The organism is Bacillus daqingensis (assembly GCF_042654445.1).
GTDB classification, from domain to species: domain Bacteria; phylum Bacillota; class Bacilli; order Bacillales; family Salisediminibacteriaceae; genus Alkalicoccus; species Alkalicoccus luteus.
On the sequence record NZ_JBHSGK010000013.1, the window covers coordinates 1 to 24,726 of the forward strand.

Here is a 24,726-nt window from a genome sequence, read left to right on the forward strand (position 1 = left end):
TGAGAACCCTTGTCTTAGTAGGGTTCCCAGGCATTTCGTTTACCTAGTAACTGTCGAACTCGGGTTAGGTTGATTCTTTAATTGAACACGTAAATAGCATCAGGCTTTGGCCTGATGCTATTCATTGATCCATTTTCTTAGTGACCCAGCTCGATCTCCCGGATATCCTCCCAGCCGTACACGATTTCGTTCAGCTTTTGATCCAGCAGTTCGATTTCGACACGGTCGATTTCTTTACCGCCGAGTGATTCGTAAAACTCCCGCGACTCATTTTCTTCTAATACGAGCACTGTCATGGAGTGCATCTCTTTCCTTACTAATTCGTCAACGATGGGCTCCAGCAGCTGTTTACCGATGCCCATTCGCTGATATTCGTCGAGTATGTACATGGCGTAAAGCTCTGCTTCGTAGTCGCTGTATTCACTTAGGCGCTGCTCACTCGCGTTCGCAAATCCAATGATCGTTCCAAACTCATCTTCGGCAACGTAGACCATCTGATTGGAAATGATGCTGCGCCACTGCTTCGCGCGGCTTTCATACGTCATTTTATTCAATACTTTGTCCGGAACGATGTCGCTGTATGTACTTTTCCATGTATCGACCTGCACTTTGGCAACCGCTCGTGCATCTCGCGGCTTTGCTTCTCTGATCCTCATAAAACTCCCCTTTACGCTGACTGGTGATGACTTCCCATTAGTCAGACCGTAACATACTGAGCTCAAGGATAAAACAGCTGTCAGATATGCGCACATGATGAAATCCAGATTGTATCCTTTCCTAGAGAGACAATTGATTCACAATGAATACCTCAGCTACTAAAAGAAGCATCGCAGGCCATGGACGTTCAACAAGCTGCGATGCCTGACTGACAAGGAGGAAAGGAGCCCTTGTGAGGACGAGCTATTCGTCTTCCGGCCAAAACAAATCGTCAAGCCGTTTGTTTAAAGCTTTACAGATGGCGATGCAGAGATTGATTGTCGGATTATATTTACCGACTTCGATTAAGCTGATCGTCTGTCTCGTCACCTGCACTTGTTCAGCGAGCTTTTGCTGGGAAAGATTTGCTTCCTGGCGTGCTTGTTTGACGCGATTAAGATTCACCTTCATCCTCCTGAAGCCGCTTTTTCGCCTTGCGCTCCGAGATCCACGGCATTAATCCGGTCAGCAGAGCGAGCGGGACGATATAGATGATCACACAGACAAAAAAGACGGTGGCGAAATAGGTGATACTTTGCGCGGTCGTTTCTGCATAGTTTATCGCGCTGTTAAAAGCGAAGCTGAACGAGAACCCCAGCCCCAGCAGGCCTCCTGCAACAAAATAAAATGTGGAATATTTCTTCTTCTTTTTGACGAGGTACTCCTCCGCTTTATCCGTATAGAGCCCCATCATCTGATAGCGGATGCCGCTGTACAGACTCAGCAACAGCAACAGCGCGACCTCGATGCTTAGAAACGCTTCCTGCGCACCAAATTGTACGTAGTTATAGATCAGCGAGGCCAGCAGCAGTGCGTATACAATGTACATCAGCTCCCGGTACACCTTGTTTTCCAGTCCTACTACTCGCTCATCCTTCTGACGGGTTAAAGAAACCATTGACCATCACTCCTTCGACTTGAATTACCTTTATCTTATAGGAGAAACTTCCATTTTGCAATATATATATTGCAAAAGAAAAGAAGCAGCGTTTGGCTGCTTCTTTCTCGTGTTCATTACTTACGAATCTTTAAGGCGTTCTAGTAATTCTTCCAGCTTTGGATCCCCGATATAGTTGTCGATCGGAATAATCTCATAATCCTCGTACGACATGCGTGCACGGTCGGCTAAATTTTTATGCACGACGATAATATCCGAGTCTCTTGGAATATCTTCGATTCGATAGTGCTTGCACTCAATTCCTTCAACATCTGCTTTTTGCATCTTTTTTCTAAACGTCGTGGCACCCATGGCGCTGCTTCCTGCTCCGGCATCACAGGCAAACGCTATTTTGTTGATCGGACCAGTTGCAGAAGTGCTTCCTGCAGCAGCTGTCGTTCCCATAGCCTGCTTACCTTCTTGTTTCATCTGCTTGGATTTATCGATCGACTCCATCAGACCCTTTTCGTCATCTTCGGTTCGTCGATCTAATCTTAAGATAATCGACGTGACGATAAAGGAGACGACTGTCGCCGCGATAACACCCAGGATGATGCCAGTAAAGTTGCCTCTAGGTGTCAGCGCAAGATACGCGAAAATAGAACCTGGACTTGGACCGGCTACGAGACCTGCGTCAAAGAGCTGGAAGGTCGCAATCCCGGCCATACCGCCTGCGATCACACCAAGAATCGTGAGCGGCTTCATCAGAACGTATGGGAAATAGAGCTCGTGAATCCCGCCAAAGAAGTGGATCACGATCGCACCAGGAGCTGTTCGTCTCGCAATCTTATTCCCAAAAAATGTATAGGCTAAAAGCAAGCCTAAACCTGGTCCCGGGTTGGATGCTACGACAAAGTAAATCGACTGACCAACTTCAAGCGACTGCTGAAGTCCAAGTGGGTAATAGATTCCCTGGTCAATGACGTTGTTTAAGAACAACACCTTTGCCGGTTCGTTAATTAAGGAGAGCAGTGGCAGGAATCCGGTTGCCACTAACGCTTCAATCGCTACGGTGACCCCTTCGTTAGCAGCCTGAATGATCGGTCCAATCGTTGTATAAGACAATAGCATCAGGAAAAAACCGAGAATCCCGATGGAGAAGTTATTGACGATCATCTCGAAGCCAGCCGGGATTCTGTTGTGGAGGAGATTATCAAACTTCTTGATAATCAAGCCTCCCAACGGACCGATCAGCATTGCTCCTAAAAACATTGGAATATCAGAGCCGATGATCAAACCGATTGCTCCGATCGACCCCATGACGGCTCCACGACGGCCTCCTACCATCCAGCCCCCTGTGTAGGCTAGTAAAAGCGGTAACAGGAAGGTAATCGTCGGGCCAACCAATTCAGCAAGGTGTTCATTCGGAAGCCAGCCGCTTTCGATAAAGAGGGCCGTTAACAGGCCCCATGCAATAAAGGCGCCGATATTAGGCAGAACCATGTTCGTAAGGAAGCCGCCCATTGCTTGTATTTTAGCTCTTATTGACGACTTTGGGGCGGTAGAATCCTGCATTGGAATTTGATCTGACATTGGTTATCCACCTTTCTTTTTTCCTCAGGAGGTCACACAGACACCAGGTGCCGAGTTCCCTTCCTATCAGCTTCGTCGCTTTTTTTCAAACGCCTCACACGTCAAGTAAGCGCATTCATCTTCAGGCGCATCAACACACATTGATCACCTGATACACAGCTATTATTCAACATTCTCCACGATGCTTAATATTTCTTCTTTCGACTGAGCTGCTTCCAGCGCTTGTTTAATATCATCATCTGCAAACATGGATGCCAGTTCAGATATAAGATCAAGGTGACCGGAGCTGTCGGTTGCTGCCAGCACCATGACGATCTGCACTTCCTTATCCTCCGGATACAGGACCGGCTCTTCCAGCTTCAGCATCGAGATCCCGTTTTTATTCACTTCGCCTTCGTTTTGCGCATGAGGCAGCGCAATACCAGGCACAATCACAATGTACGGGCCAAATTCATGCACGTTGCTGATCATCTTTTCAACGTAGCTCTCTTTAATATACCCCTGTTCGAGCAGCGCGTGTGCCGCTATTTTGATGGAATCCTCCCAGCTGTGGACCCGTTCTCTCAGCGCAGTCGTTTCTTGTAAATATGCTCTCAGCATCTAACTCATCCCTCTCTATTTCAGCCTTCACCAGCTGGTTTGTGCCATCGTCTCGTAAAAGGAAATGACCTTCTTTTTGAACGATGGCTGTTCAATTTGCGAAAAATGCTCCAAGGCTTCTTCCATACTCGTTTCCGCTATATACGCCTGAATCGCAAGCGCCTCTTCATCCTCAGATGGATTGAACAGGTATCCTGCCGCGATCGCTTTCGCCAGATTCGTATAGCTGAGACCTCTGTCGGCCAGAGCCTTTGCTGGCTTGACGAGTCTCTCTTCTGCATGAAGCTTTCGGATCGGAGCGCGGCCGACGCGGTAAATATCATCAGCAATCAGGTCGTTTTTAAAGCGGGAGATCGTTCGGTCTATATAATCGGCTAACTCCTCCGGCTTCATGTCATAAGCTGCCTCCAAATACCGGGACACCTCAGTCATCGCGCCGCGCACCGTTTCTTCAATGTCCGGATGCTTCAGTGCGTGCTGAATCGTCGGCTCGTGATGCAGGTGGCCCAAATAAGCGGTAGCGGCATGACCCATGTTGACGATAAACAGCTTTCGTTCGATGTAGGGGGCTAAATCCTCTACGTACGTCACCCCCTCTAGTTGTGCAGTGGTATCGTTGACTATGGCCGGCTGTTCCACGATCCATTCAAAATATGGTTCGACGAGCACCATCTCTACCTGGTCGTCTGCTTTCGTCAACGATAAACGATCGATCGCCACGTTCGGAAATCCGGTTTTCTCAGCTATCGCCGCAAATTGCTCAGGTGACAGATGCTTTTTAACGGCTTCTTTTAACAGAGCTGTGGCATGCAGCGCATTCTCATTCGCCATAACATCGACTGTTGTTCCTTTCTGTTCCAACCGTCTGACGAGTCCTTCTGCCAGCGTCGGCGCCAGTTTTTCCAGGTTCGTCACGCCTACTGAAGTGGTGATGATGTCAGCCTCTTGTATGCTCGTAAGCACATCTTCCTTTTGCGACAGCCCGTGCAACGCAGCAACAGGCTCAAGGATATGAGTTGTTTTCTTGTCGTCGAGCTGTTCGATTATATACCGTTTATTTCGGTTAAACCGGTCGATCGATTCATCCGAAACATCGACAAACTCGACGAGAAACCCGTTTTGGTTAAGCACATATCCGATCAGCCCTTTGCCGATGTTACCGCCGCCGAAATGAAGCGCTCTCATAGTCGGTCTCCTCTCTCTTTCAATTTCTTTTCTACTCAAGATTTGCGTGATATTCCCACAGACTCGGCATATCTATGTTCTTCTGCTTAATGAGCATCAGCGCCAGCGTATCGCCAAGCACCAGCAAGCTTTGCTCAAATAAGCTCGTCATCGGCTGTACGGACGGAACCTCATTTGGCAGCTCGAGCTTTGTGCGCACAGGAATACGTACAAAATGATCGGTATACTGCTTCATGGAGCTGTCCGGATTCGCACCGATGTGCGCTACTCTTGCCTGGTGCTGCTTTGCTTTTTTCGCAATCACAAGCGGGAACGCCGTTTCTCCACTTCCGGAGCCAACAATGAGCAGGTCGTTTTCTGTAATTGCTGGTTCTGTGATTTGTCCGACCAGATACGTCTGAATGCCTAAATGAGCCAAGCGCTTTGCAATTGACTGCAGTGACAGGAACACTCTTCCGACCCCGACAAAAAATACTTTGTCCGCTTTTTCGATTTCTTCTAACAGTGCTGCCACACTCTCTGCATCGATGCTAGCGAGCGTCGTCGACAGCTCGTCCATTATTTCTTTCTGATAGTCGGTGTAGCTCATGAGTTCACTACCTTTCTGCGGGATAACCCTGCTTGAATATGCTGCTCCATCGTCTGCTTGTTTTCTGAGACAGATTGATCTTTCATAAATAAGCTGGTGCTTCCGGCGACGAGCGTATCTGCTCCGTGCTCAACGAGTGTCGCGATCGAATCCATCGATACCCTGCCGTCCACTTCAATTTGTGTCTGCAGATTTCTTCTCTGGATCAGTTCATACAAGTCCTGCACTTTTTCAGCTGCATACGGCACTTGTTTTTCGCTTTTAAATGTGGCAAATCCAGGGTTGATCAGCATCAACAGAACCGTATCGCACTGCGGAAGCAGGTAATCCAGTGTGGAAAGCGGGGTCGTTGGGTTTAATGCGACGCCTGCCTTCGCTCCGCTGTTTTTAATCAAATTTAAGTAGCGGTCGGTATGCATGCTGCTCTCCAGGTGAAACGAAATTTGCTCAACGCCGATATCAATCATTTCCTGGATGAAAAATTCGTTATCGTTTGTCATTAGATGGACGTCGAACTGCATGTCCGTCAGCTTTCGCATTTGTTTTACCGTATCGATCCCTAAAGGCATGCTCGGACTGAAAGCGCCATCAATAATGTCTATGTGAAGGGTATCCAGTCCTTCCTTTTCTAACGCCTTGATGCTGGTTTCCAAGTTGCACAAATCCGCACTCATAATGGAAGGTGCAATAATTACGCTGTTTTTTTGCATGTTTTTGCTCCTTTACGCGTTTTTTATGAGTATAATACTTAAAAACGCATATGTAAAGATAAAATTGCAGATATTTTTACGTTTTCTTGCACGTTCATGCAATTTAACTTCCAGATTGGGAATATGTTACGATAAAAATAAACAGTAGGAAGTGAAACCCTTGTTAAAACAGGAACGACAGCAAAAAATACTGGAGTTTTTAAATAGCGAGCAAAAAGTAATCGCAAGCGATTTAAGCCAGCGTCTGCAGGTTTCAGAGGATACAATTCGGAGAGATTTAAAGGAGCTTGATTCGCAGGGACTTGTTCGCCGAGTGCACAGCGGTGCTTTACGAATCGGCCCGCCGGTAGTCGACTTTTCCACTCGAAAAAACGTAAAGAGCGATGTCAAAAGCGAACTCGCGAAAAAAGCGTTGGATTATATTAAAGACAACATGGTACTGTTGATTGATGGCGGAACGACGAACCTCCACTTCGTTAATCAGCTTCCCTCATCGTTAAACGCTACGATTATTACGAACAGTCCGCCAATCGCCATGGCGTTATCAAGTCATAAAGGGATTGAGGTCATCATGATCGGCGGAACATTGTTTAAAGAATCGATGGTGAATCTCGGGATTGAAGCTGCAGACTTTTTAAATCATGTCCGCGCTGATTTGTACGTGATGGGAATTCATAAAATTGATCCGCAAATCGGCATCAGCGTTCCAAGCATTGGCGAAGCGGCGGTTAAACGCAAAATGGCTTCCGTCTCCAACGAAGTGTTAAGCATGGTTACCTCGGATAAACTGAATACGTTCTCCAATCATATAGTCGCACCTGCCAACACATTGACGTACCTCATTACAGATGCCGATCAGCCAGATATTCTCGGCTCCTATCACAGTCAGAAAATCGTCGTGATCAATGACTGATGAGAATTCATGCTAAAACCCCAGTGCTAATGTGAGCGCACTGGGGTTTGTTTGTAAGATCATTCTTATTATAAGGCTATGTGCTACAACGTACTTACTATATCAACAGATATAAAAAAAGCAGCGCACGGCTGCTTTTTTTAATAACCTCTATGCTCCTGCGTTTACTTTCCTGTGCCAGTCCTCCCGCCTTTTTCTGCGTTTCAGCTCCTGATAAAAAGCGAGCCGTACGACTTCGTACACCACGATCATGATAACTGCTCCGATTATAAACAGCAGAGCGCCTGCGAGGATGCTGATGACTGCGAGCACGAACAGGCCGAGTAGTGAGAGGCGATAGCCTTTCATCATCGTGAAGCTTTCCCGGATGCTTTTCAGCACGCTTTTCTCCGGGTACTCATAGAGAATATACCCGACCTGGGAGATGCCCAATAGGATCCAGATTAACAGCGTAAAGATGCCTGCATAAAACGCGAGCAGCATAGCTCCTCCTGCCTGCAGCGCCATCATATTACCGAACAGCCCGAGGATCCCGCCATACATAAACAGTGTTCCCACTACATCAAGCAGCAGATACGTCATGAAAAACACGGCGGTCCCTTTATACAAGAGGCTCCACTGCTTAAATGGATACGCACAAGTGCTCCAAAATCGCCTGCGCATCGTATGAGCCGTTTTTGTGATGTAATCAATTATGATAAAAAAGAGGATGCTGTTCACGACAGCCGCAATTGCGAGCGACAGTAAATTATTTGTATTTGCTATTGTCAGCGGCTCCATTCGAACTTGCACCGTCCCCTGCACGGGCAGCGTTTCGAATACGAGCTTGATGACATATGCGAGCACGACGACTCCGATTATGTTTAACCAGTTGCCTCTTAATAGCTGAAAAGCGTCCTTTATACTTGTACCAACGATTCTAACCACAACCTCGCCTGCCGTTTTATGCTTCTTGAACCTGCCTTATCTTATTCTGTATTTACTCTGTCGTGCATGCGTTCAATGGACTTTTCCAGACCGAACGTTTCCGTGACGCCGAAAATATCTTTATCGGATTGACGACCTTCCTCGTTAATATACACGTCCAAGTCATGCATGATGCGATGGGCGTATCGCAGAACGGAGGTGTCTTCGTTGTTAACACCGTAATAAAACAGCTCCCGTGCGTTTTCCACGTCATCCCGCAGCTTCGAGTCGTCGAGCAGGTACGAGAGTAAATAGCTTAAGTCCGATCCCATCGGCACGTAGCTTTCACCTTCAAACTCTCTCGTTTCATGCACGAAGTCCGCAAATCGAAACTCGTCAATTGCGCCGTACCCGGTGATGTTATTAAAGGCTTCGTGAACCTCGTATATCAGCTGTTCTGCTTCCTCCCGTTTTCCTTCCTGGTAAGCAATATCTTCCGCAGCCTCTGAACGATCTAAGGAAATCGAGTCTGTCTCTTGTCCTTCCTTCATCTCCGTCTCTTCTGCTTCTGTATCGTTGTCCTGCTCTGCATCGTGTGAACGGTCCTCATTCGCTTGATTCGATTCATCCTGTGCCGATGACGATTCAGACAGCTCGATGTCTGATGCTAATGCAACTGTGGCAGAAATTCCGATTACGCCAATGATGGAAACAGCCAGTGCTTTTTTCATAAGAAAGTCCCCTTTATAAAGGTGCTGACCCGTACGTTACAGGAGGAGGCCTTCAAACACAAGGTTGATTTCACCATTTATTTTCCTTTCACTGGTATTCATAGGATAATCGTCGCAGGGCAGGCTTTATACAAAGAGTTCTGTTACTATGTATTGCTGACAGAAGGGCACCTCACGACAACGCGGCAAGCTTGCCGTGGACGAGCTCCTCCGCTTCCTCGCTGCGCTGCAGGTTCTTCTCGGCGCACAGGCGTCCACCGGTTTTCGATTCGCTTCTATTCGATCTTACAAAAGAGAAATCGCTTCGATCTCTCCCTTTCCGCTCCGTAAAAAAGAGAGAAAGTGAATTTCAAGATGTCTGCGGTAAGAGACAGATTTAATATCATCCCGTACTGAAAAGAAGAATCACAAAGGACTTCAATGCTGTAAGCGAAAAAGTAGCGGCAGGCGTATTGCGTTTCTATCAACATTAGTCATCAACAGTGACACTTATGCAATGACAACCTGCACGATGACAGATGAACATTTAACGCTGTGAAACGAAGGCGAGGACACCTAAAGGATCAGCGCAGTGTGAGAATCCATGTTGGCGACACGCTCTTTCGCCAATAGTAGTCGAGCACAAGCCCTTGGGTAAGCCTTCGCCGAGAGTGAAACAGCTCGCTGTACGTTGTTTAAATGGGTTATTTTCAAGGTAGCCATTCAAAAAATCATCTCGTATATGTACATAATAAGTCGCTCACTGTGGTTAAGGCGCTTATCTCATAAGAACTGATTAACATGCGTTCCATTCGTACGCCATACTTTAGAAGGAGTCGATGATAATCGTTGAACTGCTGATTGTTGCTGCCGTACGTCTTCTTTTTTGTGCTGCGAAAGGCGCTCGACGTGCACGATGAGAACTATGGACCTTATACGACTGCGCTTCAGGAAACGACGATTTGTTCTTCCTGCGGGAAGGTACTGAACGAAACGTATCGGGCCGAGGAAACGAATACGATTTGCGACGCGTGCCAGTGATTCAACCTAAAAAAGTCTGCCTTCGCCTTAAAGGCGGGCAGACTTGTTTACTTCGTGCTGAAAGTGTTTGGAGATTTCATTGATCGCATCCGCTGCCTGCGGGTAATACCCGAGCTTGCGGACAAAAGCATGATCCATGCCCTTGTAACGAAAATGCCGAACCGGTACCTGCGCTTCAGCCAGCTGCTTGGAGAACGCCTCAGCCTGAACACGCAGGTAGTCGTATTCGGCTGTGATAATGGTCATCGGCGGAAACGTTGATTTGTCTTTTCGCAATAGCGGAGAGACGAGGGGTCTGTAAACGTCTTCGAGGTTTTCCAAATACAAGCTTTGCACAAACATGAGCGAATCCTTCATCGTCACGAGCTCCCGGTATATTAAATCTGCGTCTTCTATCATATTATAGTCGTTGATCCTCCACGTGTTTCGGGATAGCTCGGACAAATCAACAAGCGGGCAAAACATACCGATATACGTGATCTCCCACGGTTCTCTGCCGCTGAGCTGGTGAAGACCGAGCGCAAGGTTGCCGCCTACGCTGTCACCGATTAAACCAAATTTGCTCCTGTCCATGTTCCATTCCTCTGCATGATCATAAAGATAGCGGGCCGCTTCCAGACAGTCGTTCAGTCCTTCTTGATACGGGTGTTCAGGTGCCAGCCGGTAATGGACAGCTGCTACCACTGCGTCCGCTTTCTCTGCGAGCAGCTTACATACGTTTTCCATCGCCTCAACGTCCCGTTCAAAAAACCCTCCTCCGTGCAGATAAAGCACAACAGGTTTTTTTCCCTTACCGTGGCGAAATACCGATAATGGAAGGCTTCGGTTTTCTGCATGAATCGTCGCCATCGTTTTTTCGACGCCTGTACTCAAATCCCAGTTGTGCAGCTCCACGCGACGTCTAGCTGCTTCTAAATCTTCCATGTCCATCGGACGTCTGTTCCGTAAACCTGCCTCTGTTTTTAAATAGTGTTTGACGCGCGGATCGAGACCGCGTCGGCCTTCCTCAAAGGGAATCTCTTTATGCAGAATACTGATATTATCTTCTGTCGAGTGAGCGATATTTCCTTCCAGCCTGCGAACGAGTTCCTCATGTGTATGTGACACAGGCGTCTGCCTCCTTTTTACCAAAACAAATCTGCTGGGGGAATGCTTCACAACAGCAGTGCGCGGGACCCTTATTTCATAAGATGAACAAGCGGGAATGTTTTTGTAAATTCTCTTCCACTTCATCTATTTAACTAAACGTCTTCAACAGAAAATAGTCGTATATACGTTTACGCATTTAAATTTAATAGGAAAAAAGAAAGCCTTACAGGTTGTTTACGGCTTGCTTTAATGGGTGTGCACTTCGCTACAGGTCATTGTTCGCTTTTTTTAACACCTGTTTAAAATGGGCGGCAATTTCACTGATAGCATCTGCTGCCTGAGGATAGTACCCGAGCTTACGGACGAAGGCGTGGTCCATCCCTTTGTATTCAAAATGCCGGAAAGGGACTCCTGCTTTCTGGAGCTGCCGTGAAAATGCCTCTCCTTGAATGCGTAAATAATCAAATTCTGCCGTAATAAGGGTGATCGGCGGCAGGCTGGATTTATCCTTTCGAAGCAGCGGGGAAACAAGCGGCAGGTGAACGTCTTCCAAATTCGTCAAATAGAGCGTTTGAATAAAGATAAGCGACTCTTTTAACGTAACAAGCTCCTCGTAGATAAGCTCATAATCGGTATCCAGATCGTAATGCGTAATATTCCAGGATTCTCTCGATACATCTGAAAAATCGACCAGCGGGCAAAGCATCCCAATGTAGCAGATTTGCCAAGGCTCGTCTGTGCTCAAGTGCTGCACGGCAAGTGCCAAGTTAGCTCCTACGCTGTCCCCTACGATCCCAATCTGGTTGGTTCGGACGCCGTACTCGTCTGCATGTTCGTATATAAATTTTACTGCCTCCAGACAGTCCTCTAAGCCATCCTGATACGGATGCTCCGGCGCCAGACGATATTCTACACCAACGACGAGAGCTTCTGCCTTTTGTGCGAGCAGCCTGCACACATTTTCCATCACGTCCACGTCGCGCTCAAAAAAGCCGCCTCCATGCAAATAGATCAGAACGGGCTGCGGCTTTTTTTGCTGATTGTAGATCGTCACGTTAATCTCGCGCCGATCGGCGTGTACAGAGGTCTTAGTGGCACGGATGCCAGAGCTTAAATCACGGTTGTTTACTTCCACCTTGCTTCTCGTTACTTCCAAATCATCAATCTCAAGAGGGCGGCGTGCCCCGGGATGAACATGCTCCATCAGAAATCGCTTCACTCGCGGATCAAGTCCGCGTCTCTCCTCTTCAAACGGAATTCCTTTATAGAGAATATTTAATTCTCCTTTGGTCGTATGAGTGATTTTCTCTTTCAGTCTGTTCGTTAATTCATCGTGCGTGTATGTCATGATGTGGGTTCCTCCTTTGCTGGCAATCGGGGAAATATTCGCTCGGTGCGCGTTCTGAAGCAGTCATGTACTCTGTTAACATATTTCTCAATGGCACGTAAGAGGCGAAACGGAACATTCATTAGCGTCACTAATTTTTTCCTTTTATATCGTGACAGTAAACGTTAAAAGCAAGAAATAGTTATTCGTCCTTAGCTGCCTAACATAGTCAGTTAGACATGATAAAATGAGGTATCAACCTATTTTGAACCAAATGGAGGCGGCAGATTTGACCGTTTTATACATCACCGGTCTTTCCGGTTCGGGTACAACGACATTATTGGAAGAGCTGAATCGAGAAGGAATGGAAACCGTTGATTTAGATGAAGGCTTTACAGAGCAGGTGCCGGTAGCTGGAGGCGGATACGAATGGCTTCTCATTGAGGAAAACGTAACAGCGCTGTTAGCTGCTGAACGCAGTACTTCTTTGATCATGGCAGGCTGCTGCCGCAATCAAGGGAAATTTGCGGATCAGGTCGATGCTGTCGTTCTGCTGAGGTCGAAGCCTGAGGTCATGTTGAAACGCGTTTCCAAACGAACAACCAATCCGTACGGCAAAACGCCAGAGGAGCTCGAGGAGATTCTTCATAACTGGGAACACGTTTTACCCCTGCTGGAGAAAAGCGCTGATCTAATCATTGATACAGATGACCTTTCGCCGGCTGACGTTCGCTCCGTTATCCTGCACACTTTTCTTGCGTCGTCTTGATTCATATCGGTACCAGCTAACCGGTTGGCATTAAATGGATTCGGGTATGGAAGATTAACGGCTATCGCTGCGCTCATTCTCTAAAAACGAGCAGAGGAGATGCGATGATGAAACGGTTCAATTTGGCGTTCTCCGGCGGTGGGTTTCGTGCAGCTTTCTTTTGTTTAGGCGCGTACAGTCGCTTTGTTGAGCTCGGCGTGCACGAATTTGTTTCGAAAATCAGCTCGGTTTCCGGTGGGAGCATCACAGCGGCAGTGATTATGAAGGAGCTTTGGCACGGATCGTTTACGAACCTGGATGATTTTAAGGAACGGGTAGAGGTTCCGCTGAGGGAGTTTGGCAGGCGCGGATTTCGCAACCATGTGATCCGAAACGCCCTGCTTCCGCCAAGAAGACCGCTCCGCCCTGTGCTGCCACGTGCCAGGTTCAGCAGCCTGTCCCCGATCACACTGGACAACGAGCTGTTTCGTTCCCTGATGCGCGACGAAGACATCGTTTCCGGAATCACGCTTGACCAGCTGCCGGATTCGCCGGAATGGGAGTGCAATGCCACCAATCTGCATACATTGAAGCGGCTTTCATTCAGTAAAAAAGGCATCACGGATGAAGTGTTTGGCTACAGCCCGGACGTTGCAGACATTTCGGTAGCGGCTGCCGTCGCTGCCTCTGCTGCGTTTCCGTTCATGTTTGAACCAGTCCGCCTTGATGTGTCAAAGCGGTCGTTTTCGAACATGGATCAGCCATATTCGTTTTTCCTGCTGTCCGACGGGGGCGTGTACGATAACCTCGGATCTGAGGCGTTCCTGTCTGAGGCATCCAATGAAAAGGATAAGCCGGTCCCTTACCTCATTCTCGATGCGTCCGCCAGAAAAGCAGCCTGGAGCCCTAAAGAGAGGCGCTGGTGGGGGAAGCGGCAGTGGCGCATTTTAAGCGTCAGTATGGATCAGGTCGCCGAGCTTCGAAAAAAGCTGATCCGCGGTCACGATTCCCTTGGCGTGCAGCTCGTAAACGTTGAAACGATGCAGCAAAATATCGAGTTTCAAACCACCTATTGGAATGCCCACTGGGAGAAAGAGGGATTCGGTCGCCGTTTAGAGCTGCCGAACTATGAGACGGAATTCGAACAAATTGAGCGCATGCTCGCAAACGTACGGACTGATCTCGATGCCTTCAGCGAGATCGAAATCGGCATGCTCATGTGGGCCGGAGCGATGCGGGCCGATCTTGGCTGCCGCATTTTGTTGTCACCAGATGAATTAACGTCACTGCCAGGTTATGCGCCCCGCCACGAAGCGCCTTCCCCATGGGATTACTTGCGGGAGGACGAGACGGTCCTTTCAATTAAAAACAGATTAACGAAATCCCACAAGCGGCGGCTTACCCGCAAGTAATCTGGCATGCACAAGAAGGCTCTATCTGTTTTTTGGATAGAGCTTTTCGCTCTAGGGTGACCCCCTGCTTTTGACTTTTTTTATAGTAAATAATGGTTAAATAGTGTAAATGAGGGAAAGGAAAACCAGACGCATTTTTCTAGGAGGCATGATGGAGACGAAACCGAAGTCAGTCAAAACATTAGTAAAGGAAACCTTCCAACAAATGAAGCAGCCCGGCACATGGCTGCCGGCATTTGTTGCACTCATTGTCGTAACGCTGCCGGTGTGGATTTTTCTCCTCGTATCCAATCAGCCGATCTTTCTTGGAGAAGGCCGGCAATTTTCATTTGGGGAACTGATGCAGACAGGTGGCGCAAATGAGCACCCCTACCGTGCAGGCGGCGGAGCGTTAACGTTGCTGGAGCAGATTATCTACTTTGTGCTTCTCCCGGGTATTTATGCCTTTCTCATCTTAAGGCTGCTGTTTCCTGCAAAGGAATCGAAACAGATCTGGAAAACGTCAGGGAAACGCATTCTGCCGCTGTTAATTGCGAACCTTATCCTCGGTATTGTGGCCTTTGTCGTACTAATGGTACCACTCGTTCTTGGCATGGCCGGCGGTCCGTTTGTTTCGTTAGTGATGCTGGTGTTCGCCCTGATTCTTTTAGCCGCACTGTTGATCAGGCTCAGCTTTTTCTTTGCGCTGATTACGATCAGCGGAGAAACACCACACTTTAGTCCGGCCTGGCACCTGATGACCGGACATACCGGGAAAGCCTTTCTCTTCCTGCTTGCACTGGGTGTGCCAGGATTTGCACTCGTATTCGGCATCGAACTCGTTATTCTCTCGATCCTCGGATACAGCGTGGCAGCAGAAATCATCGCTACGCTGCTCAATTTCCTGTTCTGGATTGTGCTTTTAACAGGCTACACCATGCTTTTCCGCAACATCTATACGTGGGAGGAAGAAAAAGAACCAGAGCTTGCAACCTAATAAATACCGGGCTTTTCAAACAGAAGCCCGGTTTCTTTGAGTTCAGTACAACCACAAATTACATGGGGAGGAGTGACCAGCATGCCTAAGCTGCTATCTGTCAGTGAATTAATTACCGAAACGTTCCGCTGCATCAAACAGCCCGGATGGTGGGCTCCCACTTTTTTGGCGCTGATTGCGGTATCGTTGCCTGTATGGATCTTTCTTCTAATTTCGGATCAGCCGTTTCTCTATGGTGAAGGGCGCGAACTGTCCTTAGGTGAATTGAATCAAACCGGCGGGGCGAACGATCATCCTTTCCGCGGCGGCGGTGAGACATTTGTTCTTTTTGAACAAATTTTTTACATTGTAGTCCTTCCCGGAATTTATGCCTTTCTTATTTTGAGGCTGCTGTTTCCGAAGCGAGAGAGCAAACAGCTTTGCAAAATCGCAGGCAAGCGGATAGGGCCGCTGTTAATCGCCAATGTACTATTTGGTATCATACTTGCGGTCATTTTACTACTGCCTGTTTTGCTTGGACTCGCAGGCGGTCCTGGATTTGCACTATTTTTGCTCGTTTTGACCTTTCTAATCGTCCTAATAGGCTTTGTCCGCTTCAGCTTTTACTATATTTTAGTCGTGCTAACGGGCTCAACTCCACAGTTCAATCCAGCCTATCACTTGATGGCCGGTCATACCGGTAAAGCAATCTTATTTTTCCTTTTGCTTGGCTTGCCCGGGTATGGGCTGATCTTTGGTGCAGAGCTCATCCTTCTCTCGATTTTCGGTTACAGTGTATTAGCTGAGATATTATACACATTTATGACCATCCTACTCTCGATTGTGCTCGTGACAGTACTCACGGTACTTTTTCGGAACGTGTACCGGTGGGAGGAAGAGAAAGAACCTGAGCTTTCCACGTAAAAAAGAACGGACCTCAATTTTGGGTCTGTTCTTTCATTAAAAGGGACTTCGGAATATATAGTGGAATTACTTTTTTAATAGTTTAAAACAACTGGTGTTTAAATCGGATTTTCTAGTGGGATGTTAGGACAATCAATAGTATTATAAAAGTATCAATCACATACGAGTGATACGTTGGGAAAAAAATAAAATAGTCCAATTTACTTGACCGTGTACTATGGTACACGGTTTATAATATTCATGGGGTGAAATAAGATGATTTACCGCATTAGTGAGTTTGCAGAAAAATGTGGCGTTAATAAAGAAACGATTAGATATTACGAGCGAAAAAATTTACTACAAGAACCTCACCGAACGGAAGCTGGTTATCGGATATATTCATATGATGACGTTAAGCGTGTTGGGTTTATTAAACGAATACAGGAACTTGGATTTTCTTTAAACGAGATTTATAAATTACTTGGTGTTGTAGATAAAGATGAAGTTCGTTGTCAAGATATGTTCGAATTTGTTTCTAAAAAACAAAAGGAAGTTCAAAAACAAATAGAGGATTTAAAACGAATTGAAACTATGTTAGACGACTTAAAACAACGATGTCCAGATGAAAAGCAATTACATTCGTGTCCAATAATAGAAACATTAACATGAGAGATTAACGAAAGGGGCTTTATTATGAATAAATTTAAGGTAAACATTCAAGGAATGACCTGTGCGGGTTGTGAAAAACACGTTGAATCAGCACTTGAAAAGATAGGTGCTAAAAATATTGAGTCTAGTTTTCGTCGTGGTGAAGCAGTATTTGAACTACCCAATGATATTGAGGTTGAAAGTGCAATAAAGGTGATTGATGAAGCAAATTACAAAGCCAGAGAAATTGAAGAAGTATCGTCACAAGAAAACGTGGCGTTAAGTAATGAAGACAATTATGACCTTCTTATTATTGGTTCTGGTGCTGCTGCCTTTTCATCGGCAATTAAAGCTATAGAATACGGTGCAAAAGTTGGAATGATTGAGTGTGGAACGGTTGGGGGAACCTGTGTGAATATTGGCTGTGTTCCGTCAAAAACTCTTCTTAGGGCAGGGGAAATCAATCATTTATCAAAAGACAACCCGTTTATAGGTTTACAAACATCCGCTGGAGAAGTGGATTTAGCTAGTTTAATCACGCAAAAGGATAAATTGGTGAGCGAACTTCGGAATCAAAAATATGTGGATTTAATTGATGAATATAATTTTGATTTAATTAAAGGTGAAGCAAAATTCGTTGATGCTAGTACGGTTGAGGTCAATGGGGCAAAGTTATCTGCAAAACGCTTTTTAATTGCAACAGGTGCATCTCCTTCGTTGCCCCAAATTTCAGGACTTGAAGAAATGGACTATTTAACTAGTACAACACTTCTTGAGTTAAAGAAAATACCAAAACGATTAACTGTAATTGGTTCAGGATACATTGGAATGGAGCTTGGACAACTATTTCATCATTTAGGTTCAGAAATAACGCTTATGCAAAGAAGTGAGCGACTTTTAAAGGAGTATGATCCTGAGATTTCAGAGTCAGTTGAAAAAGCGTTAATTGAACAGGGTATAAACCTTGTCAAAGGGGCAACTTTTGAGCGTGTTGTACAAAGTGGAGAGATAAAAAAGGTTTACGTAACAGTAAATGGCAGTAAAGAAGTTATTGAATCAGATCAGTTACTTGTTGCCACTGGAAGAAAACCAAATACGGATTCTTTAAATTTAAGTGCGGCAGGTGTTGAAACCGGAAAAAATAATGAAATCCTGATCAATGATTTTGGTCAAACAAGTAATGAAAAGATTTATGCAGCAGGAGATGTGACGTTAGGACCGCAATTTGTATATGTAGCAGCCTATGAAGGTGGAATTATTACTGATAATGCTATCGGTGGGTTAAACAAAAAAATAGATTTATCGGTAGTCCCTGCTGTTACGTTTACGAATCCAACGGTTGCAACGGTTGGTTTAACAGAAGAACAAGCAAAAGAGAAAGGGTATGATGTGAAGACATCTGTATTACCTTTAGATGCTGTTCCAAGAGCAATTGTAAACCGTGAAACAGCCGGTGTATTTAAACTAGTAGCAGATGCAGAAACACTAAAAGTATTAGGGGTTCATATTGTATCTGAGAATGCAGGAAATGTCATCTATGCAGCATCATTAGCTGTTAAATTTGGCTTAACGATAGAAGATTTAACAGAAACCCTAGCACCATATTTAACAATGGCTGAAGGGCTAAAATTAGCTGCACTTACGTTCGATAAAGATGTTTCGAAATTATCTTGTTGTGCAGGCTAAGGGAACTTTTTTTACAATTCCCTATTCAAGTGAACCAGCTAATACTGTACTAAAGTGTGCAGTAGTTTAGCAAAGTCTACAAAAGGATTTCATACACTATTTTGCGATCACCCATTATATAAATGCTTTAAGGGATTTTCTAAGTGCATTTGTGGTCACAAAAATAATTTAACACTGATGATTTCGACATCAAATCTATATTTGATACCTTAACACCGCAGAGTAATAAAGGATGAACAATATGTCAGACTTATTATCCCTACCAGACATTAAAACAATAGAATCACCACAAGAAAATGAAACCGATATGATGTTTAAAGTTGAAGCAGTCGGACCACCTGAACGTTGTCCTGAATGTGGTTTTGACAAGTTGTACAAACACAGTTCAAGAAATCAACTAATTATGGATTTGCCCATTCGTTTAAAGCGAGTGGGCTTACAATTGAACCGTAGACGATACAAATGTCGTGAATGCGAATCTACCTTCTGGGAACGCCTAGTATCTGTAGATGAAAAGCGTAGTATGACCAAAAGGCTTTTAAAGTCTATTCAAGAGCAATCCATGTCTAAGACCTTTGTAGAAGTCGCAGAAAGCGTTGGCGTTGACGAGAAAACTATTAGGAACGTTTTTAAGGACTATGTGGCACTCAAAGAACGTGAATACCAGTTTGAAACTCCTAAGTGGCTTGGGATAGACGAGATACATATTATCCGAAGACCTCGGCTTGTATTGACTAATATTGAACGCAGGACTATTTATGACATCAAGCCTAACCGTAACAAGGAAACAGTCATCCAACGTCTTTCAGAAATCAGTGACAGGACTTATATTGAGTACGTCACAATGGATATGTGGAAGCCCTACAAAGACGCAGTGAACACTATCCTTCCACACGCTAAAGTGGTCGTAGATAAGTTTCATGTAATTAGAATGGCTAATCAAGCCTTAGATAACGTCAGAAAGTCTTTGAAAGCTCATATGAGCCAAAAAGAAAGACGTACCCTTATGCGTGAAAGGTTTATCCTTCTAAAGCGTAAACACGATCTAAATGAACGTGAATCATTCCTCTTAGAGACTTGGTTAGGTAATCTTCCTGCCTTAAAAGAAGCCTATGAACTCAAAGAAGAGTTTTACTGGATATGGGATACTCCTGATTCAGATGAAGGTCGTCTTCGTTATAGTCAATGGAGACACCGTTGTATGTCCAGTAACTCTAAAGATGCATATAAAGACCTCGTGAGAGCCGTAGACAACTGGCATGTCGAAATATTCAACTACTTTGATAAAAGGCTCACTAACGCTTATACGGAGTCAATTAACAGCATTATTAGGCAGGTAGAGCGAATGGGTAGAGGTTACTCGTTTGATGCCTTACGAGCCAAAATCCTTTTCAATGAGAAGCTCCATAAAAAGCGTAAGCCACGATTTAATTCAAGTGCTTTCAATAAAGCTATGTTACACGATAATTTCAATTGGTATGAAGTGAATGATCATAACATTACAGACAACTTTGGTGTCGATTTTTCCACACTTATTAAGAATTTGGAGAAGGGTGATTTATAAGCCCTTTTCCACCATAAAAACCGAATACCCCATTAAAAAAACTCATACAGGTCTACAAAATAGCGAAACTCTTCATCTGTCAGCTTGCGTTTTCCATAGCCTCGATAAAAAGCTTCTGCATCAGCCTTCGTGACAATTGGCGGTTTTGGCCTGATCGCTAACGCAAGATCATATCTAGCGTCACCAAGGGCTCCTCCTCCCCAGTCGATTATGCCAGTTACATTGCCCTCATGAATCAGAACGTTATCGATTGTAAAATCGCCATGAATCAGCTTTTCGGTCTCGAAGATTGGTTTATGGGGCTGCAGATTGCTCAATAGCGATTCGCTCCCGTCAGACATTCCGTTTTTTAAATTGATTTCCGCCTGATCAAGCATGCGGTTAAGCCACGGTCCCACTTGTTCTTTTAGTTCCAGCGGACACGGTGTCGCGTGGATGTCAGCTAATGCCGCTCCAAACTGCGTCACTATTATGTTCCGTTCTTCCAAGCTGCAGCAATCGCTCAGAGCTGCTCTCACAGTTTTGCCTTTTATGAATGTGAGAAGGGCCCAAGTTTCATTAGCCTGTTCATCATTGATAAAAGCATAAACGCGAGGCACGGGCAGATTAGATTGGTTTTGCAACAATGAAAGCACGTATACTTCTCGCTTTAACGAGGCACAACCATCAGCGCCATGCGTATGTTTAAGCGCAAACGTGCCTGCTTGCGTTTGGATAATGCCGAGCTGCGAGGCATGACCTTGCCTGGGATAGTGTATATCATCAATCCCCTTTACAGCGGATTTAATCTTCTTTGGAATGTCATCTATGCTAAATATTGCGTACACGCTCCTATCTGATTCATTAGCTCGCTACACCGTGATACAAAAGTCGATGCTTATCATAAATGGCTTTATCTAAAATCCTTAATAGCTAATCGCTGAAAGATCTCCAATCGGATAATTCTATGTCTTATTTTCGTTTGTCTGCAGGATTGGAATCACTAATAACGGGAATGAACGTAGTAACGAAAGTCAGCTTCCATTTCAATTGACATCATGAGTGTGCTTCTTAGGGGGAACATGCAATGGAAATCCTCGCGGTTATTTTGATCAGCTCTGCTTTAGTTATTATGGGTATTCTTGTCGCAAATATTACGATTTTTACTCATATTGACAAAAACAGCCGCTCTGAGTATGAAAAGAATCAGGCCCGCGACCGGGTGTATATGCTGATCGGTCTGCTATTGTTTATTTTCACGATAAGCTATGGAATCCGTGTTTTCAGTGGGTAATGTAATTATGTTCATCCTATACAAGGAGGCGTGCATGATGAAAACAGCGTTGTTTCTCGTATTGGATCAATACGCAGATTGGGAAGGTGCTTATTTGGCTTCGATGCTGAATGAAGATGCAGACTGGCAGGTAAAAACGGTATCTGTTAAGCATTCAGTGACGTCCATTGGCGGATTTACGACGCTCGTTGACTATCTGGCTGGAGCTGAACCGGAGGAGTACCACCTGCTTGTCATGGTAGGCGGCAATAGCTGGCACGAGGACTGGCCGGAGCTGACCCAATTCGTGAAGCAGGCATTTGACAACGGCATTCCAGTCGGTGCGATTTGCGGGGCAGTCGATTACCTAGCGAGAAAAGGATTCTTGAACGACGTTGACCATACAGGGAATGATGTTTCCAACTGGGCGGATTTCCGGAACTATGAGCCGTCCGGGTCCTTTCTTCACGAACAGGCCGTTCAGGATGGACGTGTCGTGACAGCGAACGGGACGGCTCCGGTGGCATTTACGCACCTCGTGCTGGAAATGATCGACTTCGCTCCGCCGGAAAAATTAGAGAAAGACATGTTTATGATTCAATACGGCATGTACCGCTTTATGGAGATGTATGGCGGAGACGAGTGATCAGCGGTTTCGGTACACGACCATCGCTGCTACGTAAAACAGCGTGGCTGAAAACTTGATGTCCTCCACATCGATCTGGCTATCTTCGAGAAATACATTGATTCGTTTATCCAGCTGTCTGCTGCTTAGTGCGTAAAATGATTTGACCTTCATGAGTCGTGCCCCCTTTTCCGTTAGTGATAATCTCGTTTGGATGAATTATAAAAGTACGCGGCCAGCAGCAGGGATACGACCCCTGCACCAAGGCTGAACTCTGCCGGTACGACGATGGCCAGCAGGAAAAAAACGATCGCAGCAGCTATCATGACAAATGCTAACATTCGCTGTACATTCATCGGATCCTCCTATTAGTGAGTAAGGCGTGGAGCTTGTCTTAACAGTATGCCACATGACTATTTCCATTTTCGGAAAAATGATTCGAAAGCCCTTTCACGAAACTCCAGAGATTGGGTATAACTAAACGTAACAAGCCAATCCGAGGTGAGCCATGCATACCCATCAGTTTCATGATTATGTTGACAAGCAGAACAGGCAGCTTAAACTGAAGTGGCGCGTAATGGAATTCAAAGAAGAAGCCGTCGGCACACTTTGTCTGGACGTCTACCAGGACAACTGTCTTCAAAAGCGCTTTGACTCATACGCTGAGGCATTTAACTACCTGGAAAACGCAGGTGCTTTCCTGACCGTCTTCCGAAAATCCCCGTTTTGTTAAGTGAGAGCCAGCCGGGAGCACCGGCTGGTTTTTTATATTCCTCGCTAATCATTTATTCTCAGATTTGTGTTGCGATCCGGGTTATGTTCGTCCATCCATTTTTTCACTTCCGGAAGCAGCCACCCTTCCGCATCTTTTAAGATAGTTAACAACTCGTCTCGGTCACCAGATGGAGAAATAGCATAACTCAGCATCAGACGCATTTTCTCCTGTAAAGCAGGGAAATTCTGACTGAACAGTAGATAAGCGGGATACAAGTCACGTGAAAAGCGCTGAGCTTCTACTGTTTTGAGAGCCATGCCAGCTCGAACGATGATTTTCATGATCCAGCTGCAGCAGTCCAACATGTCCTCAGGATCATCTTCATTGTCAACAATGTCCTGCCTGGCGCTTGCTAAGTGGCTTTCTACATAAAGGAGGTGAGCGTTTGCGAGAGCTCTGCTAATCCTAAACGGCGGCAGCTTTGGTTTTATGTGTTCTCCATACATACATACGCTTTGTGTTGATATCATGAACGCCATCATGGAAAACTCCCGGCTGCCTGTTAAGGTTTCAGCTGTCACCGAATTCAGTTCAATCCCGCTCAATACGTCGTGCCTTTCAGCTATCTCCGACAACGAATTATCCAGAGCAGCCTCCACTTGATTTGTGATTGGTTCTTTTGTTACTAGAATCATGTCCAGGTCAGATATGTACTTGATTGCTTGTCCTTTTGGCACAGATCCTCGGAGATAGATGCTCTGTAAATGATCTTTCACGTGAAAAATACATGCATCAACAGCCTCTTCAATACTCTTCCAATAATGCATATCAATGTGAGAGGCACTTGTTTCGTTTATGATAAAACCATCTTGATCAACTTTCACATACTGGCCAATAGGCTTAATGATCGACACTGGCGCTTGCTCCTGAATTCTGCTTCACCTCCAACACCATCTCCACTGTTTTTAAAACGTGACCATCAATCGGGTCGTCGTACTCTCTTACAAACGTAAACCCTTTTGCATCATAAAATGCTTTTCCTGATCTGTTGTCTTTTTCAACTTCTACATAAAGCTCCTGAAGCTCCGATAAAGCGCTGATCGCGGCATCTAAGAGCTTTGTGCCAATGCCGTTTCCCTGTACTTCCGGAAGAAGGTAAATTGCACCAAGCATGGCTTTTCCCTCTTCGTTAACGTTTGTCGTGGAAATAAAACCAACTACACGGCCTTCCTCTTCTGCTACGAATAGTCTTGATCTTTCGAGACGCAGCTCCATTCGCTCCGTGCTGTAGGCTGCCTGTAAAAACCTTTCCTGTGAGGCCTCTGGAATAATGCCTTCGTATGTATCCTTCCACGAACGTACAGCGACTTCCTGCACAGACGGGATATCATCTGATGTCATTGGTCGAACATGGTGGCTCATTCTTCTCCCTCCAGCTTCTTTTCCATTATAATATTCGTCAACTCATAACCGGCGGACTGATACAGCTGTACTGCACGCTTGTTGTGTGCAAATACGTGAAGACCGAACACGGTGATGCCGATTCGCCGGGCCTCCCGCTCAGCCTCTTGAAGCAACAGACTGCCATATCCTCTGCCACGAAATGCTTCGTCAATCAGCACATCGTAAATGAAGCCCTTGCTATTTTCCTGCGTCGCGAACCAAATCATGCCGATTGTATTCCCATCGACGACAGCTTCATATAAATAGTGTCCATCTGAATACACACCATCTGGCAATAGCTGCTCATAGGATTCTTTCGCGTTCGCCTCCGCATCTTCCTCCCGCCAATTGCCAGCTTTTACTTTTTCAGCGGCGTACAATCTCAGTGCCGTTTGCAAATATGTACGAAAATACGCCTCTGTCATCGGAATGAGCTTCATTCTCTGTGCCTCCCTTTTGCCTCAAGTGGTCTTTGCGAGTCTTCCTGTAGTTAAGCATACACGCTTAGCGTATCCCGGCTACTTTCCTTTTTATACAAA

30 protein-coding genes are annotated in these 24,726 nt (G+C 45.7%); 12 read left to right on the top strand and 18 right to left on the bottom strand.

Translation table 11 applies throughout. The annotated features are described in order from the left end of the window. Positions 1–137: 137 nt before the first annotated feature. The 8 genes from ACFO4L_RS11015 to ACFO4L_RS11050 all read right to left on the bottom strand — a co-directional run bounded on the left by ACFO4L_RS11015 (position 138) and on the right by ACFO4L_RS11050 (position 6,250). On the bottom strand, positions 138–656 hold the full coding sequence (locus ACFO4L_RS11015; protein WP_377909725.1) for a GNAT family N-acetyltransferase: 519 nt from the start codon (positions 654–656) through the stop codon (positions 138–140). Positions 657–900: 244 nt separating this feature from the next. Further along, positions 901–1,107, bottom strand: coding sequence for a helix-turn-helix transcriptional regulator (locus tag ACFO4L_RS11020; RefSeq protein WP_377909726.1), 207 nt, complete (start codon positions 1,105–1,107; stop codon positions 901–903). After that, a complete protein-coding gene (locus tag ACFO4L_RS11025; protein ID WP_377909727.1) occupies positions 1,091–1,594 on the bottom strand; it encodes a DUF6773 family protein in 504 nt (167 codons plus the stop codon). The genes ACFO4L_RS11020 and ACFO4L_RS11025 overlap by 17 nt, the downstream gene beginning before the upstream one ends. A 120-nt stretch (positions 1,595–1,714) precedes the next feature. Continuing rightward, the gene (locus ACFO4L_RS11030; RefSeq protein ID WP_377909728.1) at positions 1,715–3,166 is read right to left on the bottom strand and encodes a PTS mannitol transporter subunit IIBC; all 1,452 of its coding nucleotides are present in this window, start codon (positions 3,164–3,166) and stop codon (positions 1,715–1,717) included. Between the two features lie 162 nt (positions 3,167–3,328). After that, positions 3,329–3,766 carry a PTS sugar transporter subunit IIA gene (locus ACFO4L_RS11035; protein WP_377909729.1) on the bottom strand — a complete coding sequence of 146 codons (438 nt, stop codon included), beginning with the start codon at positions 3,764–3,766 and terminating at the stop codon, positions 3,329–3,331. A gap of 27 nt (positions 3,767–3,793) precedes the next feature. After that, positions 3,794–4,951 (bottom strand): mannitol-1-phosphate 5-dehydrogenase, encoded by a 1,158-nt coding sequence (locus ACFO4L_RS11040; RefSeq protein ID WP_377909730.1) that lies wholly within the window; start codon positions 4,949–4,951, stop codon positions 3,794–3,796. A gap of 31 nt (positions 4,952–4,982) precedes the next feature. After that, complete coding sequence (gene hxlB, locus ACFO4L_RS11045) at positions 4,983–5,540, bottom strand: 6-phospho-3-hexuloisomerase (RefSeq protein ID WP_377909731.1); 558 nt, start codon at positions 5,538–5,540, stop codon at positions 4,983–4,985. Continuing rightward, positions 5,537–6,250, bottom strand: coding sequence for a ribulose-phosphate 3-epimerase (locus ACFO4L_RS11050; protein WP_377909732.1), 714 nt, complete (start codon positions 6,248–6,250; stop codon positions 5,537–5,539). Before ACFO4L_RS11050 ends, hxlB begins: the two co-directional genes overlap by 4 nt. A gap of 160 nt (positions 6,251–6,410) precedes the next feature. Here ACFO4L_RS11050 and ACFO4L_RS11055 point away from each other — a divergent pair, with 160 nt between their 5' ends. Continuing rightward, entirely contained in the window at positions 6,411–7,163 is a 753-nt protein-coding gene (locus tag ACFO4L_RS11055; protein ID WP_377909733.1) for a DeoR/GlpR family DNA-binding transcription regulator, read from the top strand. A gap of 150 nt (positions 7,164–7,313) precedes the next feature. Here ACFO4L_RS11055 and ACFO4L_RS11060 read toward each other — a convergent pair whose 3' ends face one another. Continuing rightward, complete coding sequence (locus ACFO4L_RS11060) at positions 7,314–8,090, bottom strand: DUF975 family protein (protein ID WP_377909734.1); 777 nt, start codon at positions 8,088–8,090, stop codon at positions 7,314–7,316. A 41-nt stretch (positions 8,091–8,131) separates the two neighbouring features. Continuing rightward, the gene (locus tag ACFO4L_RS11065) at positions 8,132–8,800 is read right to left on the bottom strand and encodes a hypothetical protein (protein ID WP_377909735.1); all 669 of its coding nucleotides are present in this window, start codon (positions 8,798–8,800) and stop codon (positions 8,132–8,134) included. 843 nt (positions 8,801–9,643) lie between these two features. Between ACFO4L_RS11065 and ACFO4L_RS11070 the strand changes: the two genes are divergently transcribed. Then, positions 9,644–9,820: a hypothetical protein gene (locus ACFO4L_RS11070; RefSeq protein ID WP_377909736.1), complete on the top strand. Its 177-nt coding sequence runs from the start codon at positions 9,644–9,646 to the stop codon at positions 9,818–9,820. A 27-nt stretch (positions 9,821–9,847) separates the two neighbouring features. Here the strand turns inward: ACFO4L_RS11070 and ACFO4L_RS11075 are convergent, their stop codons facing one another. Then, on the bottom strand, positions 9,848–10,927 hold the full coding sequence (locus ACFO4L_RS11075) for an alpha/beta hydrolase (protein ID WP_377909737.1): 1,080 nt from the start codon (positions 10,925–10,927) through the stop codon (positions 9,848–9,850). Between the two features lie 247 nt (positions 10,928–11,174). Next, positions 11,175–12,257 carry an alpha/beta hydrolase gene (locus ACFO4L_RS11080; protein ID WP_377909738.1) on the bottom strand — a complete coding sequence of 361 codons (1,083 nt, stop codon included), beginning with the start codon at positions 12,255–12,257 and terminating at the stop codon, positions 11,175–11,177. Between the two features lie 268 nt (positions 12,258–12,525). On the opposite strand from ACFO4L_RS11080, the gene ACFO4L_RS11085 reads away from it, so the two are divergent. The 7 genes from ACFO4L_RS11085 (at position 12,526) to ACFO4L_RS11115 (ending at position 20,152) form a co-directional block, all read left to right on the top strand. Then, positions 12,526–13,005, top strand: a complete 480-nt coding sequence (locus ACFO4L_RS11085) for an AAA family ATPase (RefSeq protein WP_377909739.1) — start codon at positions 12,526–12,528, stop codon at positions 13,003–13,005. 107 nt (positions 13,006–13,112) lie between these two features. Beyond that, positions 13,113–14,396, top strand: coding sequence for a patatin-like phospholipase family protein (locus tag ACFO4L_RS11090; RefSeq protein ID WP_377909740.1), 1,284 nt, complete (start codon positions 13,113–13,115; stop codon positions 14,394–14,396). A 148-nt stretch (positions 14,397–14,544) separates the two neighbouring features. Then, positions 14,545–15,372 (top strand): hypothetical protein, encoded by an 828-nt coding sequence (locus ACFO4L_RS11095; protein ID WP_377909741.1) that lies wholly within the window; start codon positions 14,545–14,547, stop codon positions 15,370–15,372. An 81-nt stretch (positions 15,373–15,453) separates the two neighbouring features. Then, positions 15,454–16,275, top strand: a complete 822-nt coding sequence (locus ACFO4L_RS11100) for a hypothetical protein (RefSeq protein WP_377909742.1) — start codon at positions 15,454–15,456, stop codon at positions 16,273–16,275. Positions 16,276–16,530: 255 nt separating this feature from the next. Then, positions 16,531–16,923, top strand: a complete 393-nt coding sequence (gene merR, locus ACFO4L_RS11105) for an Hg(II)-responsive transcriptional regulator (protein WP_017186745.1) — start codon at positions 16,531–16,533, stop codon at positions 16,921–16,923. 24 nt (positions 16,924–16,947) lie between these two features. Next, a complete protein-coding gene (gene merA, locus ACFO4L_RS11110; RefSeq protein ID WP_377909743.1) occupies positions 16,948–18,588 on the top strand; it encodes a mercury(II) reductase in 1,641 nt (546 codons plus the stop codon). A 241-nt stretch (positions 18,589–18,829) separates the two neighbouring features. Next, positions 18,830–20,152, top strand: a complete 1,323-nt coding sequence (locus tag ACFO4L_RS11115; RefSeq protein WP_017187526.1) for an ISL3 family transposase — start codon at positions 18,830–18,832, stop codon at positions 20,150–20,152. Positions 20,153–20,184: 32 nt separating this feature from the next. Here the strand turns inward: ACFO4L_RS11115 and ACFO4L_RS11120 are convergent, their stop codons facing one another. After that, entirely contained in the window at positions 20,185–20,979 is a 795-nt protein-coding gene (locus ACFO4L_RS11120) for a phosphotransferase family protein (RefSeq protein WP_377909744.1), read from the bottom strand. Positions 20,980–21,218: 239 nt separating this feature from the next. Here ACFO4L_RS11120 and ACFO4L_RS11125 point away from each other — a divergent pair, with 239 nt between their 5' ends. Further along, positions 21,219–21,425 carry a hypothetical protein gene (locus tag ACFO4L_RS11125; RefSeq protein WP_377909745.1) on the top strand — a complete coding sequence of 69 codons (207 nt, stop codon included), beginning with the start codon at positions 21,219–21,221 and terminating at the stop codon, positions 21,423–21,425. Between the two features lie 37 nt (positions 21,426–21,462). After that, positions 21,463–22,050, top strand: a complete 588-nt coding sequence (locus ACFO4L_RS11130; RefSeq protein WP_377909746.1) for a type 1 glutamine amidotransferase family protein — start codon at positions 21,463–21,465, stop codon at positions 22,048–22,050. Here the strand turns inward: ACFO4L_RS11130 and ACFO4L_RS11135 are convergent, their stop codons facing one another. Together ACFO4L_RS11135 and ACFO4L_RS11140 are read right to left on the bottom strand one after the other, a co-directional pair. Then, positions 22,051–22,203 carry a hypothetical protein gene (locus tag ACFO4L_RS11135; protein ID WP_377909747.1) on the bottom strand — a complete coding sequence of 51 codons (153 nt, stop codon included), beginning with the start codon at positions 22,201–22,203 and terminating at the stop codon, positions 22,051–22,053. It abuts the gene before it with no gap. A gap of 20 nt (positions 22,204–22,223) precedes the next feature. Next, on the bottom strand, positions 22,224–22,385 hold the full coding sequence (locus tag ACFO4L_RS11140; RefSeq protein WP_377909748.1) for a hypothetical protein: 162 nt from the start codon (positions 22,383–22,385) through the stop codon (positions 22,224–22,226). A 221-nt stretch (positions 22,386–22,606) separates the two neighbouring features. On the opposite strand from ACFO4L_RS11140, the gene ACFO4L_RS11145 reads away from it, so the two are divergent. Continuing rightward, on the top strand, positions 22,607–22,762 hold the full coding sequence (locus ACFO4L_RS11145) for a hypothetical protein (RefSeq protein WP_377909749.1): 156 nt from the start codon (positions 22,607–22,609) through the stop codon (positions 22,760–22,762). Between the two features lie 44 nt (positions 22,763–22,806). Here ACFO4L_RS11145 and ACFO4L_RS11150 read toward each other — a convergent pair whose 3' ends face one another. Genes ACFO4L_RS11150 through ACFO4L_RS11160 form a run of 3 tightly spaced genes read right to left on the bottom strand, consistent with a single transcriptional unit; the run spans position 22,807 to position 24,627 of the window. Then, positions 22,807–23,658 carry a nucleotidyltransferase gene (locus ACFO4L_RS11150; RefSeq protein WP_377909750.1) on the bottom strand — a complete coding sequence of 284 codons (852 nt, stop codon included), beginning with the start codon at positions 23,656–23,658 and terminating at the stop codon, positions 22,807–22,809. Then, a complete protein-coding gene (locus tag ACFO4L_RS11155) occupies positions 23,645–24,166 on the bottom strand; it encodes a GNAT family N-acetyltransferase (RefSeq protein WP_377909751.1) in 522 nt (173 codons plus the stop codon). Before ACFO4L_RS11155 ends, ACFO4L_RS11150 begins: the two co-directional genes overlap by 14 nt. Next, the gene (locus tag ACFO4L_RS11160) at positions 24,163–24,627 is read right to left on the bottom strand and encodes a GNAT family N-acetyltransferase (RefSeq protein WP_377909752.1); all 465 of its coding nucleotides are present in this window, start codon (positions 24,625–24,627) and stop codon (positions 24,163–24,165) included. Before ACFO4L_RS11160 ends, ACFO4L_RS11155 begins: the two co-directional genes overlap by 4 nt. Positions 24,628–24,726: the final 99 nt, after the last annotated feature.

Coding starts and splice junctions, on each gene's coding strand:
- ACFO4L_RS11015 (WP_377909725.1), bottom strand. CDS start 656: ATGAGGATCAGAGAAGCAAAGCCGCGAGATGCACGAGCGGTTGCCAAA.
- ACFO4L_RS11020 (WP_377909726.1), bottom strand. CDS start 1,107: ATGAAGGTGAATCTTAATCGCGTCAAACAAGCACGCCAGGAAGCAAAT.
- ACFO4L_RS11025 (WP_377909727.1), bottom strand. CDS start 1,594: ATGGTTTCTTTAACCCGTCAGAAGGATGAGCGAGTAGTAGGACTGGAA.
- ACFO4L_RS11030 (WP_377909728.1), bottom strand. CDS start 3,166: ATGTCAGATCAAATTCCAATGCAGGATTCTACCGCCCCAAAGTCGTCA.
- ACFO4L_RS11035 (WP_377909729.1), bottom strand. CDS start 3,766: ATGCTGAGAGCATATTTACAAGAAACGACTGCGCTGAGAGAACGGGTC.
- ACFO4L_RS11040 (WP_377909730.1), bottom strand. CDS start 4,951: ATGAGAGCGCTTCATTTCGGCGGCGGTAACATCGGCAAAGGGCTGATC.
- hxlB (WP_377909731.1), bottom strand. CDS start 5,540: ATGAGCTACACCGACTATCAGAAAGAAATAATGGACGAGCTGTCGACG.
- ACFO4L_RS11050 (WP_377909732.1), bottom strand. CDS start 6,250: ATGCAAAAAAACAGCGTAATTATTGCACCTTCCATTATGAGTGCGGAT.
- ACFO4L_RS11065 (WP_377909735.1), bottom strand. CDS start 8,800: ATGAAAAAAGCACTGGCTGTTTCCATCATTGGCGTAATCGGAATTTCT.
- ACFO4L_RS11080 (WP_377909738.1), bottom strand. CDS start 12,257: ATGACATACACGCACGATGAATTAACGAACAGACTGAAAGAGAAAATC.
- ACFO4L_RS11090 (WP_377909740.1), top strand. CDS start 13,113: ATGAAACGGTTCAATTTGGCGTTCTCCGGCGGTGGGTTTCGTGCAGCT.
- ACFO4L_RS11095 (WP_377909741.1), top strand. CDS start 14,545: ATGATGGAGACGAAACCGAAGTCAGTCAAAACATTAGTAAAGGAAACC.
- ACFO4L_RS11100 (WP_377909742.1), top strand. CDS start 15,454: ATGCCTAAGCTGCTATCTGTCAGTGAATTAATTACCGAAACGTTCCGC.
- merR (WP_017186745.1), top strand. CDS start 16,531: ATGATTTACCGCATTAGTGAGTTTGCAGAAAAATGTGGCGTTAATAAA.
- merA (WP_377909743.1), top strand. CDS start 16,948: ATGAATAAATTTAAGGTAAACATTCAAGGAATGACCTGTGCGGGTTGT.
- ACFO4L_RS11115 (WP_017187526.1), top strand. CDS start 18,830: ATGTCAGACTTATTATCCCTACCAGACATTAAAACAATAGAATCACCA.
- ACFO4L_RS11125 (WP_377909745.1), top strand. CDS start 21,219: ATGGAAATCCTCGCGGTTATTTTGATCAGCTCTGCTTTAGTTATTATG.
- ACFO4L_RS11130 (WP_377909746.1), top strand. CDS start 21,463: ATGAAAACAGCGTTGTTTCTCGTATTGGATCAATACGCAGATTGGGAA.
- ACFO4L_RS11135 (WP_377909747.1), bottom strand. CDS start 22,203: ATGAAGGTCAAATCATTTTACGCACTAAGCAGCAGACAGCTGGATAAA.
- ACFO4L_RS11140 (WP_377909748.1), bottom strand. CDS start 22,385: ATGAATGTACAGCGAATGTTAGCATTTGTCATGATAGCTGCTGCGATC.
- ACFO4L_RS11145 (WP_377909749.1), top strand. CDS start 22,607: ATGGAATTCAAAGAAGAAGCCGTCGGCACACTTTGTCTGGACGTCTAC.
- ACFO4L_RS11155 (WP_377909751.1), bottom strand. CDS start 24,166: ATGAGCCACCATGTTCGACCAATGACATCAGATGATATCCCGTCTGTG.
- ACFO4L_RS11160 (WP_377909752.1), bottom strand. CDS start 24,627: ATGAAGCTCATTCCGATGACAGAGGCGTATTTTCGTACATATTTGCAA.